The sequence below is a fragment of the Phycisphaerae bacterium genome (assembly GCA_012729815.1).
GTDB lineage: Bacteria > Planctomycetota > Phycisphaerae > JAAYCJ01 > JAAYCJ01 > JAAYCJ01.
On record JAAYCJ010000023.1, the window covers coordinates 1 to 16,698 of the forward strand.

At 63.5% G+C, this 16,698-nt stretch carries 15 protein-coding genes; 13 read left to right on the forward strand and 2 right to left on the reverse strand.

Annotated elements, in window-relative coordinates; genetic code table 11:
* The first annotated feature begins 25 nt into the window (after nt 1-25).
* The 8 genes from GXY33_01835 to GXY33_01870 all read left to right on the forward strand — a co-directional run bounded on the left by GXY33_01835 (nt 26) and on the right by GXY33_01870 (nt 9,874).
* A complete protein-coding gene (locus tag GXY33_01835) occupies nt 26-1,555 on the forward strand; it encodes a hypothetical protein (protein NLX03863.1) in 1,530 nt (509 codons plus the stop codon).
* 130 nt (nt 1,556-1,685) lie between these two features.
* Nucleotides 1,686-2,552, forward strand: coding sequence for a hypothetical protein (locus tag GXY33_01840; protein NLX03864.1), 867 nt, complete (start codon nt 1,686-1,688; stop codon nt 2,550-2,552).
* Nucleotides 2,545-3,657, forward strand: coding sequence for a PAS domain S-box protein (locus tag GXY33_01845; GenBank protein NLX03865.1), 1,113 nt, complete (start codon nt 2,545-2,547; stop codon nt 3,655-3,657). Before GXY33_01840 ends, GXY33_01845 begins: the two co-directional genes overlap by 8 nt.
* A gap of 172 nt (nt 3,658-3,829) precedes the next feature.
* Complete coding sequence (locus GXY33_01850; GenBank protein ID NLX03866.1) at nt 3,830-4,471, forward strand: hypothetical protein; 642 nt, start codon at nt 3,830-3,832, stop codon at nt 4,469-4,471.
* A gap of 17 nt (nt 4,472-4,488) precedes the next feature.
* Nucleotides 4,489-5,313 carry an indole-3-glycerol phosphate synthase TrpC gene (gene trpC / locus GXY33_01855; protein NLX03867.1) on the forward strand — a complete coding sequence of 275 codons (825 nt, stop codon included), beginning with the start codon at nt 4,489-4,491 and terminating at the stop codon, nt 5,311-5,313.
* 42 nt (nt 5,314-5,355) lie between these two features.
* Entirely contained in the window at nt 5,356-7,278 is a 1,923-nt protein-coding gene (locus GXY33_01860; protein NLX03868.1) for a radical SAM protein, read from the forward strand.
* Nucleotides 7,271-8,848, forward strand: a complete 1,578-nt coding sequence (locus GXY33_01865; protein ID NLX03869.1) for a radical SAM protein — start codon at nt 7,271-7,273, stop codon at nt 8,846-8,848. Before GXY33_01860 ends, GXY33_01865 begins: the two co-directional genes overlap by 8 nt.
* Nucleotides 8,849-8,863: 15 nt before the next feature.
* A complete protein-coding gene (locus GXY33_01870; protein NLX03870.1) occupies nt 8,864-9,874 on the forward strand; it encodes a hypothetical protein in 1,011 nt (336 codons plus the stop codon).
* 5 nt (nt 9,875-9,879) lie between these two features.
* On the opposite strand, the gene GXY33_01875 is transcribed toward GXY33_01870, so the two are convergent.
* Nucleotides 9,880-10,707 carry an ABC transporter permease subunit gene (locus GXY33_01875; GenBank protein NLX03871.1) on the reverse strand — a complete coding sequence of 276 codons (828 nt, stop codon included), beginning with the start codon at nt 10,705-10,707 and terminating at the stop codon, nt 9,880-9,882.
* Between the two features lie 13 nt (nt 10,708-10,720).
* On the reverse strand, nt 10,721-11,635 hold the full coding sequence (locus tag GXY33_01880; GenBank protein NLX03872.1) for an ABC transporter ATP-binding protein: 915 nt from the start codon (nt 11,633-11,635) through the stop codon (nt 10,721-10,723).
* A 174-nt stretch (nt 11,636-11,809) separates the two neighbouring features.
* Between GXY33_01880 and GXY33_01885 the strand changes: the two genes are divergently transcribed.
* The 5 genes from GXY33_01885 to GXY33_01905 form a co-directional block, all read left to right on the forward strand.
* A complete protein-coding gene (locus GXY33_01885) occupies nt 11,810-12,778 on the forward strand; it encodes a Gfo/Idh/MocA family oxidoreductase (protein ID NLX03873.1) in 969 nt (322 codons plus the stop codon).
* An 18-nt stretch (nt 12,779-12,796) separates the two neighbouring features.
* Nucleotides 12,797-13,822 carry a prolyl oligopeptidase family serine peptidase gene (locus GXY33_01890; GenBank protein ID NLX03874.1) on the forward strand — a complete coding sequence of 342 codons (1,026 nt, stop codon included), beginning with the start codon at nt 12,797-12,799 and terminating at the stop codon, nt 13,820-13,822.
* A 22-nt stretch (nt 13,823-13,844) separates the two neighbouring features.
* Complete coding sequence (locus tag GXY33_01895; GenBank protein NLX03875.1) at nt 13,845-14,762, forward strand: hypothetical protein; 918 nt, start codon at nt 13,845-13,847, stop codon at nt 14,760-14,762.
* A 384-nt stretch (nt 14,763-15,146) separates the two neighbouring features.
* Nucleotides 15,147-16,445, forward strand: a complete 1,299-nt coding sequence (locus GXY33_01900) for a hypothetical protein (GenBank protein ID NLX03876.1) — start codon at nt 15,147-15,149, stop codon at nt 16,443-16,445.
* Nucleotides 16,442-16,698: hypothetical protein (locus tag GXY33_01905; protein ID NLX03877.1), on the forward strand; the 257-nt coding region annotated here is incomplete at its 3' end. The genes GXY33_01900 and GXY33_01905, both read left to right, overlap by 4 nt.

Genomic DNA, 16,698 nt, shown 5'->3' on the forward strand with positions numbered 1-16,698 from the left:
CGAAGGTCAGATTGGAGATCATCGTATGAACCTTCTGTCTCTGTCCGCTGCGCATCGCGACGCGGTCAACCGTTCCCGCCGGATCATCGTTCAGTACGATACCGAGGGGGTCATGGACCCGTCGGTCAAGCGTATTGACGACTGGCTGGAGTACGGTTTTGCGTACGCCGATGAGGCGGGCAGCCAGATCGACGCCATCTACTTCGATTCCGGCGAGGTCTGTCCGGTCAGTCCGTTGTATCCCGAGCCCTGCGCCCGGGCCAGGCGGTGGTTCGAGGCGGGCGTGGACTGGCCCGCGATCTTCGTGGAGCAGGCCCATCGTCGCGGATTGGAGGCTTTTTGCCATCATCGAATCGCCGAGGTGGACATCGAGGAGCAGGGCTTGGCAATGACGGAGATGAATCCGGTCAAGGCGGCCCATCCGGACTGGGTCGTGCGGACGTGGTGGTGGCAGGGGCTGTGGAACCTGGCGGTTCCGGAGGTCCGTCAGGCGAAGGTGGAGACGATTCGCGATCTGGCCCAGCGGTACGACTTCGACGGGTTTCAGATCGATTTTGCCCGCCACACGCCGATTTTGCCGATGGGCCGGCAGTGGGAGCTGCGGGAGTGCGTGACGGACCTGATGCGGTCGGTGCGGCGGGTGTTGCTGGAGATCGCTGGGCGGCGCGGGCGGCCGATTCTGCTGTCGGCGAAGGTGCCGCGGAACTTCATGAATTGCCGGATCGACGGGTTTGACGTTGAGCGGTGGGTTTGTGAGGGATTGGTGGATATGCTGACTCTCGGCTCACGTTCGTTCGACGTGGACGTGGCGGGCTACCGGGCTGCGTTCGGCGACGCGGTGAAGCTCTATCCGTGCATCGACGACCATCACGCCACGGACGGCTATCGGTATCCGCCGATCGAGGTATTTCGCGGCGTGGCGACGAATTGGCTGGCCCAGGGGGCGGACGGCGTGATGACGTTCAACTGGGCCTGTGCGCCGCCCGATGTCTTGACCTCTCGCGGCCTGCATCCCGGGCCGTTGTCCGAGCGGCAGTCCTACCACGAGTTCGGCCGGCTTGAAACAATGGCGGGCAAGGACAAGGTGTTTCCGGTCGAGCGGCGGGGGGGATATCCGTGGGGCGAAGGGGCGTTCAATCGGAACGCGGACGCCCAACTGCCCGCTGAGTTGCCCTACGACGGTCGGCCATGCCCGGTCCGAATCTATGTCGGCGAAGTCGGCGGCCAAATGACCCTACGGCTGTCGGTTTCGAATGGTGAAGCCGGCGACCGGATCGCCGCGGAATTGAACGGGCGGCCTCTCGAAAACGCTGCGTACGACGCTGAGTGGAAAGACGCCCAGATTCCGGCGCCGGGTCAGCCGCTTTGGGCCTCCGGCGGACCCGGCGACTACCAGGTCGATCCGAAGCAGAAGCTTCTCCGCGTCGATTTCCCGCTGGACCTCGCGTGCGTCAAGCCGGGTGTGAACCACCTTGCCGTCCGCGTCGCCCACCAGGTTCCGCACTGCTGCCGGCAGCTCTATCTGGAGAAGGCTGAGGTCCATCTGCGGCACTGAGGAGGCGGCATTGGGGGTTGCTTATTGACAGGGGGAAGTCCGCGTGAGCGGTCGGGGGTTGGGGCGAATTGACATCGCGCGGGGGCACCGGTAAGATGATTCGATGATTTGGCGCGGCCGAAACGGCAAGATGAATTCGAATGCAAAGGCCCTGCTGCCGCTGTTAGTGCTTGTTCTGGCGGGGTCTGCGGGTTGCCGGCAGGAGCGGCGGTTCGAGGGCGAGAAGACCGACTGGTTCGGCTGGGCTCGAGGCCGGGAGGCCGGGGAGGTTTCGGAGGGCGATACGGGTCCGCCACGGATCGCGGGGAACGTGTTTGAGGTGTGGGTCTTTACGAGCGGTCCGGAACAGGAGGCCCTCGAGCAGGCCTGGAGCTACCTTGACGAGCTGCTTCCGGCGCAGGTTAAGGATTGGAAAACATTGAATCGCAATGGTTTGCGCTGCGGCATTGGTCGATCGGAGGACTGGCCGCTGGTCAAGGCGGCGCTCGAGGAGTCAATGACGACGACGAGCCGCGAGAATCCTCCGCTTCAGATTTCGGTGGGGCACATGTCGTCAGCCATATTGATATCTGATGATTTTCAAAAGGATAGGACGCTTTTTTACTACGATCGGGCGGGTCGTCTGCGTGGCGAGGACGGTCCCAGCAAGCTGGAGTTGGTGTTGGGTTCGCCGGGTCGCACGGGTCAGGGGCGTGTGCGGGTGGTGTTTTCGCCGCGGGTGGTGGAGCCGCCGAGTCCGCTTCGCGGCGCGGCAGAGCGTTCGGTTTCGGGCAAGAGCGTTGCGCGGGAGTTGGAGAACCTGAGCATCGTGGCGGATCTGGGATTGGATGAGTTCGCGCTGGTGGGGCCGACGGCTTCGGATCTGCCCAAGTCGCTGATCGGATCGCAGCTTTTCGTCCGCTGGGAGGACGGCGAGCGGCATACGAACCTGGTTTTGGTGAAGCCCGTCGCTGAGGTCCCGGTCGTTGAGGACCGGGAGGGGGGAGAAGATGGATAGCATGCCGACCGAGTTTACCAGCCGGCTTTGCGAGTGCGCGTCGATCGGGATCGTAGTGACGGGGTCCGACTTTCGTATCCGGATGATGAACGACTCGGCGGCGATGCTGCTAGGCGTTGATCGCACGTCGTCGATGGGCCGGCCGGTGGACGAGTTGATGCCGGAGCATCGTCGCGAGATGTCGCGGCGGCTTCTGGTTCGGGCGAAGGCCCAGTTGCGGTCGGTGGAGCTGCGGGTTTTGTATCCGCGGAACGGGGTCAACCGGCATTTGACGATCACGGTGGACCCGATTCCCGCGAACGAGGAGGGGATTGACGGGATCTGTTTGTGGGTTCGCGATCAGACCCGGCGGATGGAGTTGGAGCGGCGGCTGGCGCGGATCGACAAGCTGGCGAGTCTGGGGCAGATGGCGGGGGGGTTGGCGCACCATCTGAACAACGTGCTGGGCGGGATCGTGACGGCGGTGGATCACGGTCTGGGTTGCAGCGACCTGGCGTCGGCGAAGCGGGCGTTGCGGCTGATCTCGGACGGCATGACCAACGCGGTGAGCCTGACGCGCAAGCTCATGGAGTTTTCCAGTCCGGAGCTTCCCGATCAGAACCTGGTGGATTTCACCGAGGCGGTGATCGGTTTTGTGGAGCAGTCGCGCGAGCGGCTGCGGAAGGCGGACCGGACGGTGGAGCTGGAGATTCGCAGGGCGCCGATTCTGGCGGTTCACCAGTTCAAGATTCACCAGGTGCTCGACAGCCTGTTGGCCAATTCGGAGCAGGCACTTGGCGAGAAGGGGGGGCGGATCACGATCGAGTTGGAAGCCGACGATCGGGACGTTCGGCTTTACTTCCTCGACAGCGGGCCGGGGATTCCCCGGGAGCTGTCCGAGCAGGTTTTCGAGCCGTTTTTCACCACGCGGGGGGCGTTGGGCGGCGGGAGCGAAGGGAATCTGGGATTGGGGCTGACGCTGGCCCGTCGGCTGGTCGCGGAGATGGGCGGGACGCTTCGGTATTGTCCGGAGCGCGCGCATGATGGTGCGTGTTTCCAGATCGCGTTTCCGATCCGCCGCATCGATGAGGCCGGCTCCGCCTCCGATATGGATCGGCGGTCCTAGCCCACCGCCAACCCCTTGTCCACGAGGGGCTTGCCTCGCACGATGGCCGGGCGCGGGCTGATTCCTTCCGGAACGGCGACAGTAAAGTCTTTCCGCCTCCAAAACCGTCTTTAAGTTTGCCTCATCGGTTCTTATAATACGGGCAAATGGGACCGAGGCCAGGGAGTGGATCATGCTGATTTCGATCGACGGTGAGCAGCAAACGGAAGTGACCGGCGAGGGTCGGACCCTCGGCGAGGTTCTGGAGGCGGTGCGCGGGCACCTGGCCGGCAGCGGGCGGATGATCGTCAGCATCGAGTGCGACGGGCAGGTAGTGCCTCCGGAGCAGGTGGAGCAGGCGCTCGGCGAGCAGGCGGACAAGTACTGGCAGATTGACTTTCACACGTCCGCTCCGGCCAAGCTTGCCGGCGAGGCGCTCGGGGCCACCGGGGAGCTGCTCAATCGGGTCGAGGAGCTTAACGAGCTGTCGGCGGGGATGCTCACGCAGGGGCGGGTTCGCGAGGCGATGGAGCACCTCGGCCAGCTTTTTGGGGCCTGGAACGACGTGTATCGCGGGGTCCACAACACGCTGAAGCTGTTGGGCATTGACGCGGAGAGCGTGGAGACACCCAGCGGCAACGCGGGCACGGCGATGAACCGGCTGATGGAGCAGCTTCAGGGCGTCAAGTCGGCCCTGGAGAACCAGGATTTCACGCAGTTGGCGGATCTGCTGAACTATGAGCTGGCCCCTCTGGCGAAGGAGTGGCAGGGCATCGTGGAGGCTCTGTTGGAGCGGCTTGCAGACGCCGGTGCGGGGGACGTCGAAGGGGCGTAATCCGGGAGGGTCGCGACGTGGCATCGGTGCTGGATCAAATCATCGAAACCAAGCGGGCCGAAGTGGCTCGCCGGCGCGACGAGATTCCGGTGGAGGAGTTGCAGCATCGGATCCTCACGGTGGACCGGCCCCGCAATTTTTACGCTGCGGTGACCAAGCAGCCGCTTCGGCGGGTGAACCTGATCGCGGAGATCAAGAAGGCATCGCCGTCGGCGGGTCTGATCCGCGAGGACTTTGACGTTCCGCAGCTTGCGCGGACCTACACGCGGGCGCGGGCGGACGCTTTGAGCGTTTTGACCGACGAGACGTATTTCCAGGGCAAGCTGGAGTACATCCGCCAGGCGAAGCAGGCGTGTCCGCTGCCGGTGCTCCGGAAGGATTTCATCATCGACGAGTACCAGATATACGAGTCGCGTGCGGCTGGGGCGGACGCGATTTTGTTGATTACCGAGGTGCTTTCGCCGGCCCAGATGATCGACATGCTGATTCTGGCGAGCACGCTGCAGATGACGAGTCTGGTGGAGGTGCACAGCACGGACAGTCTTTTGTCCGTTCGCAAGACGGTGGGTTTTCCACACGAGCGTTACAGTCTGCTTGGGATCAACAACCGCGATTTGCACACGCAGACGACCGACGTGGGGAACACGCTGCGTCTTCTGGATCTGCTTGAGGACGAGGACCGCCAGGCGGTGGTCAGTGAGTCGGGCATCAAGACGGCGGACGAGGTTCGCCGGTTGGCGGAGGCGGGCGTTCGCGCGGTGCTGATCGGCGAGACGCTGATGCGCGAGCGGGACATCCCAGCCAAAGTGGAGGAACTGCTGGGACCGGTGGTGGAGAACTGAGAACGCGAGACCTAGTGAGGAAATGAGCCGAGAGGGGCGACCATGACGTGCCATAGACCGAGTATACCGCCATATCTGCAGCCGTTTCTGGAGGCCCATCCGCCGGTGCTGGATGAGGCGGCCAGGCCGGCGGTCACCGAGGAGACGGCCAGGACGGAACTGGACCGGTATCGGCTTTCGCTGCGTCGCTACGATCCGCGTCGGGCGGGTCTGCCGTGGGCGACTCAGGCCCAGTGCCCGCGTTGCGGCGACGTGGTGGCTGCGGAATTCCGGCTTTCGGGCGGTCGGGTGGTGCTGGCGTACCATTGCCCGAACGACGGGCGTCACCAGGAAGTGCACCACGACAACATCTTCACCGGTTCATCGAGGGAGGAGACGTTCGGCGGATCGGCGATCGAGCCGATGGTTCGCGAGCTGCCGCGGACGGTGGAGACGCTGTGCCCTCAGTGCGGCTGCATTATTCTCGGCCGATACTACGTGCGTGACGGGGCGGTGTGGATTGAGAAGACGTGCCCGGACCATGGGCACTTCAGCGACTGCATCAACCGGGACGTGCGGCTTTTTTCGAAGGCGGCGTGGCAGAGTTTCGACGAGCCGCGCGGGCTTGAGCATCCGCACGTGGCGGATTCGCAGCGCTGCCCTTCGGATTGCGGGTTGTGCCCGTCGCACCAGTCGGCTGCGTGTCTGGCCAACATCGACCTGACCAACCGGTGCAACCTGAACTGCCCGATCTGCTTTGCCAACGCGAACGTGGCCGGTTACGTTTACGAGCCGACGTTCGATCAGGTCGTGGTGATGCTCCAGCGGCTTCGGGACTACCGGCCGATTCCATCGACGTGCATCCAGTTCAGCGGCGGCGAGCCGACGCTGCACCCGGAGTTTTTCCGGATCGTGGCGAAGGCGGCGGACCTCGGTTTTTCGAACATTCAGATCGCGACCAACGGGTTGAAGATGGCCGATCCGGAGTTTGCCCGGAAGGCGGCCCAGGCGGGCCTGCACACGCTTTACCTTCAGTTCGACGGCGTGGACGACGAGGTCTACCGGCGGACGCGCGGGCGGCCGCTGATGGAGGTCAAGCTGGCCGCGATCGAGAACGCCCGGAAGTTCGACATGAAGGTGTGCCTGGTGCCGACGATCGTTCGCGGGGAGAACGACGATCAGGTGGGCAAGATTCTGCGTTTCGCGGCGGAGAACGCCGACGTGATCAGCGGGATTTCGTATCAGCCGGTTTCGTTCACCGGGCGCATCGACAGGTCGGAGCTGCATCGCAAGCGTTACACGCTGGGCGATCTGGCGCACGACATCGCCGACGCTTCCGGGGCGGATCTGGATCGCGATTTTTTCCCGTTAAGTTTCACGGTGCCGTTCAGCGAGATGCTGAGCGTGGTCTGTCGGGCGCCGAAGATTCAGTCGAGCTGCCACACGGAGTGCGCGTACGGCACGTTCTTCTGGGTCAGCCCGGACAAGAAGCTGTATCCTTTTCCGCAGGTGTTCGACCTTGAGCCGCTTTTCCGCGGTCTGCACGACCTGAAGAAGAAGGCCGATCGCCGCGGTTTTGTGCGATGGACCGACAAGTTGAAGGCGTTGTGGCTGTTCTATCGCCACTTCCGGCCCGACCGCGCGCCGAAGGACCTGAGCTTTTACCGGATGGTTCGCTCGCTTCGCGGGATGGTGAACAAGAAGACCGGCCGCGGTCCACAGGCTGAGAGGAACTACCGGACGCTGATGGCGGCAGGCATGCACTTCCAGGACCGTTACAATTTCGACTGCGCCCGGATCCGCCGATGCGTGATTCACTACAGCACGCCGGAGGGGATATTCCCGTTCTGCACCTACAACTGCGGGCCGAACTACCGGCCTTTGGTCGAGAAGATGCACGCGCGTTCGGCGGGGACTTCGGCGGGCGAGCCCGCTGCGGTCACCCACGAGCCGCGAAACCTGGTGGAAAGCTCACGAGATGGATAGAACACCTGAATCTTTCGCCGCCGATTCGCACCAGTACCTTCGGCAGATGCGGGATCGTCTGGACCCGGACCGTGGCGAGCAGGGGTCCGGCGATCTTCACCTCGATTACCATCACCCGCTTGAGGACTACCTTGGGCGGTCGTGGGTGCGGCCGGTGCTGAGATGGCTGGTTCGCCCGCGTCCCGGGCGGACGGTCACTCGGCTTGAGGAGATTTTTCACAGCTATCGGGAGCCGGCCAGCCCGTTGGCGTGGCGGGCCAAGTACTTCTTGCTGCATCGGTTCATCGACCGGATGCGCGGCCAGACTCCGGTTGAGGAGTTTCAGCGGCGGGTGGCCCGTCACGGGCCGGTGCTGCGCGGGTTGGTGCTGGCGGCGCGAAGCGTTCTGGCGCACGGTTTGCAGGTTCCGCAGCGGTTCAGCTATCCGCTTTTTGCGGTCTGGAATTTCACGAACCGCTGCAATCTCAAGTGCCGCCACTGCTACCAGTCGGCGGGCAAGCCGCTGGCTGACGAATTGACGCTCGATGAGAAGCTGGCGGTGATCGATCAGCTTGGCGAGAACTACCTGCCGATGATCGCGTTCGCGGGGGGCGAGCCGACGATCAGCCCGGACCTGGTTCCGGTTCTGGAGCGCTGCCGCGAGTGGGGCATGCACACGTCGATCGCGACCAACGGGGCGCTGTTCACGCCGGAGCTTGCGGGCCGGCTGGCGGAGACGGGCCTGAAGTACGTGGAGGTCAGTCTGGATTCGGTCGATCCGGATCGGCATGACCGGTTTCGCGGGATTCCGGGCGCGTGGGCCAAGACGGTGAATGGGATGAAGGCCATTGTCGGCACGCCGGGTCTGCGTCTTGGCGTGGCGATGTGCGTGCATCGCGACAACTACCACGAGGTCCGCGACATGATCGAGTTCGCGATCGACCTGGGGGCTTCGTGCTTTGCGTACTTCAACTTCATTCCGGTCGGCCGCGGGCGCGGGATGGTGGATCAGGACATCACGCCGGTGCAGCGGGAGCGGGTTCTGGAACTGCTCAACGAGTACATTCAGGGCGGCCGCATCGGCGTCTTGAGCACGTGCCCGCAGTTCGGACGGGTGTGTCTGGCCCATTCGCCGGTTTATTCGGGCCGGGTCGCCGCTTCGCACGCCGGGTCGGGGAGCGGCTTGAAGGCCCGCGTGGTGGCCAAGTATCTGGGCGGATGCGGGGCCGGGCGCACGTACGTCTGTATCGAGCCGGACGGCAACGTCACGCCCTGTGTGTATATGCCCGACCGCGTCATGGGCAACCTCCGCAGGCAGACGATCAAGGAGATTATCGCGGACAACGCGCTGTGGGAGCTTCTGAACGACCGCGAGCATCGCAGCGGGCACTGCGGACAATGCGCGTTCAAGCACTACTGCGGCGGATGCCGAGCCCGGGCGGACGGTTATTTCGGCGATCCCGGCGGGCCGGATCCCGGGTGCATTTTCAACCAAGTGGAATGGGAGCGGCTGACCGCCCGAGCCCAGGGCCCCGAGCTTTCGGATCGTCGGGCGACAGAAGGGGCGACCGTCGGCCGAGCGGCGAGGTAGATGCAGTTGGGTTTTATGACACACTGGCCCATCGGCGCCCTGGCGGCGAACGCGGCCCTGGTAGTGCTTCTGGCGCTGCTGGCCACCGAATGCCTTTACCGTTTGACAGCGCGGCGGAACTTCTTTGGCCTGGACCCTTCGCCGGACAACCTCGTCGGGCAGCTTCTGGTGGGCACGGCCCGCGCGTGGCCGCTCTACTTTCTGATTGCGTACCTGTTCGTCTCGCCGGAGGTGGCGTGGCCGGCGCTTATTACCGCGGTGGCCACGGTGAGTTTCCTGCCGCTGGTCATCGGCGACATGCTGTTTCGGCGGGAGCTGGCCTCGCGGCCGAACATCGTGTTGGCGGCGTTTTTTTTGCTGGCGTGCGCGATGCTGCTGGCGAGCGGGATCGGGCTTGACCGGCGTTTCACGCTTCTGGACGCGCATTTTATCTTCACGACGTATTTGTTGTGTTTGTGGTGGGGCTGGCAGGAACGGACGCGGATGAGCGGGTTCGGGTTGCCGGCTGAGCCGTCGTCCGGCGGGCTGGGGGTCAGTCGGGTCGTTGTGGGGGTCATTCTGGTCGTGATTTATCACGCCGCGGCCGTCGGATTGATCGGAGCGACGACCGCGGTCACCGGCCAGCTTGGATGGCCCACGGGCATCGTTTTGGGGCTGATCGTCGGCGGTTGCTGGGTGCCGGCGAGCGTGCGTATGATGGGGTTCAGCGACGACCCGGGCAACGCGCTGCTTGGGCGGTCACTGGCGGCGATCTACCTGATGTCGGCTGCGGTCCTTTTGACCGGCATGGTGCAATTCGTTTCGGGCCTGCGGGGTTACGACCTGAGCATTCTTCCTCACGGGTTTGTCGACTATCCGTACACGCTCTGGCAGATGGAGGTCATTCTGCTGGTGCTGACGGCGATTTTCTGGCTGGCCCGGACGTTTATCCTTCAGACGCTCAGCCGTCTCGAACAGGTGTTGCTGCTGGGGATTTACGGCACGTACCTGGCCCTTCGGATGTACCGCATCGCCACGGGCGGGTGAGTTTCTTACAGCACGTTGATATTGCGGCGGGAGAAACAGACGGTGGCGATCGCGAACAGGACCACGGCGATGCCGCACATCAGGGCGATGTCGTTGGTCGGGTCGTAGTTGCCGGCGGCGATCTTGATCGGGCGGAAGTAGTACAGGGGTCCCATGAACGATATGCGGTGGACGACGTCCCACCACTCGGAGAGGAAGTGCAGCAGGTAAAGGGCGAGGCTGAGGCCGAACGCCCATCCGACGGCGGTGCTTCGCAGCGTGCTGAGCGCGCTGAAGAAGACGGCGTAGCTGAAGGCGACGAGGTATACGGCGTAAAGGTTGGCCGCCACGAGGACGATTCGGTCGAACATGTACGGCTGTTCCAGCGTGACCTGCCGGAGTCCCATCCAGGTGCCGAGCAGCATGCCGGCGGTCATCACCGCGCCGCTGATCGCTCCGGCCAGAATGGTGGTGATCATGAAACGCCGTCGGCTCAGCGGGGTGGCGAGCACGAGGTCGACGGTTCCGCGGTCGATCTGGCCGGCGATGGCGCCCGAGGCGATCCAGACGGCGAGGGCCAGCAGGAGGGCCAGGCTGATCGGATGCAGGTAGGCGAACGAGCCGAGTCCGGTGGTCGTGGTGATCTGCAGGATATCGTCGCCGATCATGGCTTTGAAGAACTGCGGGAGGTTGTCGATGATGTGGAGGCGGTAGCGGAGTTTGTACTTGGGGATCAGCGAGACGTACAGCCAGTGCCAACCCACCGAGAGGCCCAGTCCCAGCAGGAGGATGCCCTGGTAGTCCTTCAGGGTCCGCACCAACAGCGGCCAACTGATCGGAGAGACTCGGGCCATCAGATTTGGACGTCTAAGCGGTTTGCCGTTCATCCTCGGTCTCGACCTTCCGGTAAAATCGCAGGAACACTTCCTCCAAACTTGGCGGCTCGATGCTGATGTAGTCGACCTCGATCGATCGCAGCAGCCGCTGGAGAATCTCGGCTGAGCCCTCGACGATCAGATAGACGTCCTGACCCTTCTGCCCGACCAGCCGCATGCCGTCCGGCAGCGGCGAGGGCAGTTGCGAATTGTCCTTGAGGACCAGACGCACGTGCTGGATGCTCCGCTTGCGAAGCTCGGCGATGGCGTCGTCGGCGACGAGTTGGCCATCGCGGATGATCGCGGCCCGATCGCAGATTCGTTCGACCTCGCTGATAATATGGCTGGAGAAGAAGACGGTTCCGCCGGTGGCGGCGTAGTCTCGGAGGAGGTCGTAGACCTGCTGCTGCATGAGCGGATCGAGGCTGTTGGTCGGTTCGTCGAGGATCAGCACGGCCGGGTCGTGCATCATGGCCTGGATCAGTCCGAGTTTCTGCCGCATGCCGCGGCTGCAGTATCGGACCTTGAGGTTCAGGTCGAGGTCGAGCTTGCGGGCGAGGAAGGCGGCCCGCTGACGGCAGTCTGTGCCCCGCAGCCGCGAGAGGTAGGCCACCGTCCTGTAGCCGGTCAGGTGGTTGAAGAATCGGATTTCGCCGGGCAGGTAGCCGACGTTTTCGCGGACGTCGAGGCTCTGGCGGCGCACGTCGAACCCGCCGATGTAGGCCACGCCGGAACTGGGCCGCAGGAAGCCCAGCAGAAGGCGGATCATGGTGGTCTTGCCGGCCCCGTTGGGGCCGAGAAACCCGTAGATCGAGCCGGTCGGCACCTGGATCGACACGTCGAGGATCCCGCGCCGCCGGCCGTAGTACTTGGTCAGACCCGCCGTTTGTATTGCGTATTCGTACATTGAAGTTCGCTTTGTCCGCTGTCCGCGGCCGGTGAAAACTATAACTCTAGGTTAATGAGCCTCGCACGTCAAGCGTCTTGACATTACCATTCCATCCAAGTATCGTCGGCCCCTTGTGTTGATCGACCCGGAACGGCCCGGGACGTACGCCACGTGAACACAGGAGACGCTGCGATGCATCGTACGTTGGTGGTAGGAGTGGCCAGCCGAGGCGGGCCGTGGATCAATGCCGTCAAGGCCCATGAGAAGTTCGAGCTGTCGGGACTGGCCGACCTGAACGCCGAGATTCTTGTCAAGCGGGGCGAGGAGAGCGGGATTCGGCCCGAGAACCGCCACCTGACGCTCGAAGACGCCCTCGGTTCGGGGAAGTACGACGTGGCCGTGGTGGTCACGCCCAACCACATCCACTACCCGGTGACCAAACAGATTCTCGGCGCGGGCGTTCACTGTCTCCTCGAAAAGCCTTTTACCGAGGAATACGCTCACGCGGAGGAACTGGTCCGGCTCGCTGAGGACAAGAAGCTCGTTCTGGAGATCGGCCAGAACTACCGGTTCAAGCCGATCTGCCGTTTCGTCGCCGAGTTTATCCGCGGTCAGAAGCTTGGGCGGCTGTCGGGCATTGAGGCCTCGTTTCACCGTCATCGTCCGCCGCGGTTCGAGCACGAGCGGGTGATGCGGTTTCCGATGCTGTATCTTCAGGCGATCCACCACCTCGATTGGATGCTCTCGATCTTGCCGAGCCCGGTGGTCGAGGTGTTCAGCCGTCATCGCCGGGCGCCGTGGAGCGAGTGGCGGGAACCGTCGATCTGCCACTTCGTGCTCCGTTGCCAGGATGACGTGATGGTCAGCTACCGCGGCAGCTATGAGTCGCAGGGCGAGATCACCCCCTTCGACGGGCTGTGGCGGTTTGAATTCGAGCGAGGCGACCTGCTCATCAACGGAAATCGCCAGGTTGTCCAGGTCACGGATCGCGGCGCGAAGACGGAGGTGCTCTACGCGGTCGGTGAGGACGAGTCTTCCGGCGAGGCCGAGTTGCTCGATGGGATGGACGAGGCGATCGTCGGCGGCGTGGAGCCTCCGACGTCGGGCCGGCGCAACCTCGAAACGCTCAAGATGCTCTTCAAGATATTCGGACAGGAGTGACCGTTCAGGAGCAAGTCCATGGCAGCCAGGGTCAAACGGTTCCTTTCGGCTGAGAGCGGCGTGGCCGAGCTGCTCAAGGTGACGCCCGAGCTTCGGTTCACGGGTCAGACGCGCGATGAGTACAAACGCTGGCGGCGGTTTTTTCTGTCGCGCCTGAGCCGCAATCTGGGTCCGACGCCTCCGCGCGTTCCGCCGAAGCTTGAGGTTCTTGAACGCTGCGCCATGGACGGCTATACGCGGGAGAAGGTGATCTTCAACTCCGATCCGTTCTCTTCGGTGGTGGCCTACGTTCTGATTCCCGAGGGGGCGAGTCGCCGCGATCCGCGTCCGGCCGTTCTTTGCGCCCACGGCCACGGGGTCGGCAAGGATGGGACGGTGGGCATCGTCGCCGATTACCAGAAGCAGTTTGCAGTGGAGTTGGCTCGGCAGGGGTTTGTGGCCATGGCGCCGGATTGGCGGACGTTCGGCGAACGGGCCGATCGGGACGAGTGGGTTCGCCGGCCCGGCCGCGATGGCTGCAACGTCGCGTATCTGGCATTCGGCTATTTCGGCTATCAGCTTCTTCGGCTCAATATCTGCGATGCGCAGCGGTGTCTGGACCACCTGCAGTCGCGGCCGGAGGTGGACGGGCGGCGGCTGGGCGGGATGGGCTGCTCGTTCGGCGGGACGATGACCACCTGCGTTTCGGCGCTGGATCGCCGGATCAAGGCGGCGGTGGTCGTCTGTTACATCAGCACGCTCGCCGACGCGCTCAGCGATCGTGGGAACGTCAACGTCTGCGGTTCGCAGTTTATGGCCGGTTTGCGGACGATCGGCGACATCGCCGACGTGGCGGGCCTGATCGCGCCGCGGCCGTGCATGGTCCAGATCGGCCGTCGCGATGAGTGTTTCATTGAGAAGGACGCTCTGGCTGCGTTCGACCATCTCCGGAAGATCTATCGCGCCGCTGAGGCCGGCGACCGGCTCGTGCTCGATCGTTTCGAGGGCGGGCACGAGGTCGATCTGTCGGGCGGCGTCGAGTTTCTCAAACAACATCTTTTATAGCGACATTCGCGGGAGGACTCTCATGGCGATCAGGAAGGTGAGCTACGGCGGCTGGTCCAACTGCTATCGGCTGTCGAACGATCTGGTCGATCTGGTGGCGACCACGGACGTCGGTCCGCGGATCATTCGCTTCGGGTTTGTCGGCCAGGAGAACGAGTTCAAGGAATACGGCGAGATGATGGGCAAGAAGGGGGGGCGGCAGTGGCGGATTTACGGCGGGCATCGGCTTTGGCACGCTCCGGAGGCCAAGCCGCGTTCATATTTTGCGGACAATTTTCCGGTGACCCTTGAGAAGCACGGCAATTTGGTTCGTCTCGTTCAGGCGGCGGAGTCGACCACGGGCATTCAGAAGGAGATCGACATTCAGCTCGATGCGAAGAAGGCGTACGCCAAGATCACGCATCGTTTGCGGAACACGGGAATGTGGGCGGTCGAGTTGGCGCCGTGGGCACTCTCGGTCATGGCCCAGGGCGGACGCGCGATTGTTCCGGTTCCGCCTCGCGGATCGCACGAGAAGAACCTTCTGCCGACCCACACGCTCACGCTGTGGGCGTATACGGACATGAGCGATCCGCGGTGGACGTGGGGCCGCAAGTACGTGATGCTGGCCCAGGACGCAGCGGCCAGGACGCCGCAGAAGATCGGCGCGATGGTGCCGGACGGCTGGGCGGCGTACGCCCGCGACGGCCACCTGTTCGTCAAGCGGTTCGCGTTCATCGTGGGGGCGGAGTATCCGGATCGGGGTTGCTGCGTCGAGACGTTCACCAACGCGGACATGCTCGAACTGGAGACGGTGGCTCCGATGGTGCGGCTTGAGCCGGGCGCCGCGGCTGAGCACGTCGAGCACTGGTTCCTGTTCAAGAACGTTCCGACGCCGCAGAGCGACGCCGACGTGGACCGCCACGTCCTGCCCAAGGTCAACCAGGCGAAGGCCAAGTAGCGACCGCGAGCGATTCGACTTCTCTTTTGAGAGCGGCACGGATCACGCGGAACACGCGGGCGAAGAGAAGAAGTCAGAAATCTCAATAAAGAAGTGGTGGGTGGTGCGTTGTCCCGACGCACCAGTTGCGTCGTTGGCACAGCCATTGATTTTCGTTGAGGATTGGCGGGAGCGGCTGTTTCTTCTTTCATGAATCCGGCTTCGCCTGTATAATACACCACGTGTTCGTTGCGGCCATCAAGCGCCCGGGAGTCGGCCATGACACAAGATGACCGAATGGAACTTCGGGAACATCGAAGGCGCATGAGGATATGGCTCCTCGTTGGCGTCCTGTTGCTTCTGCTGACCGGCTTCGCCGTCTTTCGTCTGGCCCTGCACTGGTGGGTGTACCACGGCCGCCTCGACGCCATTCGCGCCGCGGGCGAGCCGGCCACGTTTGAGGACATTGACGAGGCCCGTTTGAAGCTGCTCCCGGAGCAGGATGCCGCCGTCGTCGCCCGTGAGGCCTTTTCTCACTACGACAGCCGCAACGTCTATCTTCACAATTTGCCGATCGACGGAATCGCGATCCTGCCGGACCGCACGGAGTCGCTGCCGCCTGAGATGAAGGCGGACATGGCGGTCTATCTCCAGGACAACGCGGAGGCGCTGCGTCTTTTGCACCGGGCCGCCGGGATGCCGCACGGCCGGTTCTTCCACCGCGACGAGTACCAGGACTTCAGTTCATTTCGGCGGGGCGTCAAGTTGTTGAATATGGAGGGCATTCTCGCCGCGGAAACCGGCGATCCGGCCACCGCCGCCTCTTCCTTTGTCGATGCGCTGCGATTCGGCAGGCATTTGCGGGATGAACCTTTCCTGATTTCCTTTCTGGTGCACACCGGCTGCGAATTCCTGACGGTACCCACTATTGAGCGGGCCATAAACCACGCCCGGTTCACCGACGGCCAATTGCGGATGATGGGCGAGGCCCTGGGCGACGCCGACGATCCTCATGCCTTGCGACATGCCATTCTCACCGAACGTTGCCAGGTGGCGGACGTCGTATCCCGCCCGGTCACTGAGCTTCTTGAGAAGGACGCTACGCACAGTGAGAGGCTTTGGGCATTTTTCTACGGCTTGGCCGGCGTTCAGTTCGTCGATGCGGGTTACATGCTCGATTACTACGATGAAATGGCCCGTTTGGCCGATCTTTCCACACATCGAAGGAAGGCGGCGGCCGAGGCCCTCGACGCCAAGGGAAGCAAAATCCCGGAGTACCTTATCCTTTCTCGCGGGCGCCTTCCGGCGCTGGGCCCGCTCTGTGATATCGACCTTCGCGCGCTTGCCGTGGTCCGTGCCGCCCGCACCGGACTTGCGGTCCAACGCTATTGCCTTGCGCACGGGCGGTGTCCTGAGAAGCTTGGCGACTTGGTTCCCGAGTTCCTCGACGCCGTGCCCGATGACCCGTTCGACGGCTACCCTCTGCGGTACCGGATTCGCGGCAGTGGTTTTGTCGTCTACAGCGTCGGTGAGGACCTGACCGACAACGCCGGCCGGGAGGAGGACGCCCGTGGAAAGCCTTTCGCCACGGCGACCGATATTCCTTTCACCGTCGAGTTCGCATCCGCAGCAGCCGCGATCGCGCCGGCATCAGGGAGTGAAGATGACCAGTCGGCTCGGCCGCAACCTGGAGCCCAGCCATGACGCGTGACGAGACCATCGAACCTCGTGGAGTTCGCAGACGCATTAGGCGATGGGTCCTTGTGGGCATTCTGTTGCTTCTGTTGGTGGGTTTCGCTGGGTTTCGGATGACGCTTCAGCGGATGTACCACGACCGCCTGGAAGCCATCCGTGCCGGTGGTGAACCGGCTACCTTCGCGGACATCGAGAAGACTTTGCGTGACCTGCCGCCGGAGCAGAACGCGGCGTTCCTGATCGAGGAGGCTTCGCGGCACTA

What these genes read in the sequence shown, in the direction of transcription:
- GXY33_01835 (NLX03863.1), top strand. Translation starts at nt 26, where the DNA reads ATGAACCTTCTGTCTCTGTCCGCTGCGCATCGCGACGCGGTCAACCGT.
- GXY33_01840 (NLX03864.1), top strand. Translation starts at nt 1,686, where the DNA reads ATGAATTCGAATGCAAAGGCCCTGCTGCCGCTGTTAGTGCTTGTTCTG.
- GXY33_01845 (NLX03865.1), top strand. Translation starts at nt 2,545, where the DNA reads ATGGATAGCATGCCGACCGAGTTTACCAGCCGGCTTTGCGAGTGCGCG.
- GXY33_01850 (NLX03866.1), top strand. Translation starts at nt 3,830, where the DNA reads ATGCTGATTTCGATCGACGGTGAGCAGCAAACGGAAGTGACCGGCGAG.
- GXY33_01860 (NLX03868.1), top strand. Translation starts at nt 5,356, where the DNA reads ATGACGTGCCATAGACCGAGTATACCGCCATATCTGCAGCCGTTTCTG.
- GXY33_01865 (NLX03869.1), top strand. Translation starts at nt 7,271, where the DNA reads ATGGATAGAACACCTGAATCTTTCGCCGCCGATTCGCACCAGTACCTT.
- GXY33_01870 (NLX03870.1), top strand. Translation starts at nt 8,864, where the DNA reads ATGACACACTGGCCCATCGGCGCCCTGGCGGCGAACGCGGCCCTGGTA.
- GXY33_01875 (NLX03871.1), bottom strand. Translation starts at nt 10,707, where the DNA reads ATGGCCCGAGTCTCTCCGATCAGTTGGCCGCTGTTGGTGCGGACCCTG.
- GXY33_01880 (NLX03872.1), bottom strand. Translation starts at nt 11,635, where the DNA reads ATGTACGAATACGCAATACAAACGGCGGGTCTGACCAAGTACTACGGC.
- GXY33_01885 (NLX03873.1), top strand. Translation starts at nt 11,810, where the DNA reads ATGCATCGTACGTTGGTGGTAGGAGTGGCCAGCCGAGGCGGGCCGTGG.
- GXY33_01890 (NLX03874.1), top strand. Translation starts at nt 12,797, where the DNA reads ATGGCAGCCAGGGTCAAACGGTTCCTTTCGGCTGAGAGCGGCGTGGCC.
- GXY33_01895 (NLX03875.1), top strand. Translation starts at nt 13,845, where the DNA reads ATGGCGATCAGGAAGGTGAGCTACGGCGGCTGGTCCAACTGCTATCGG.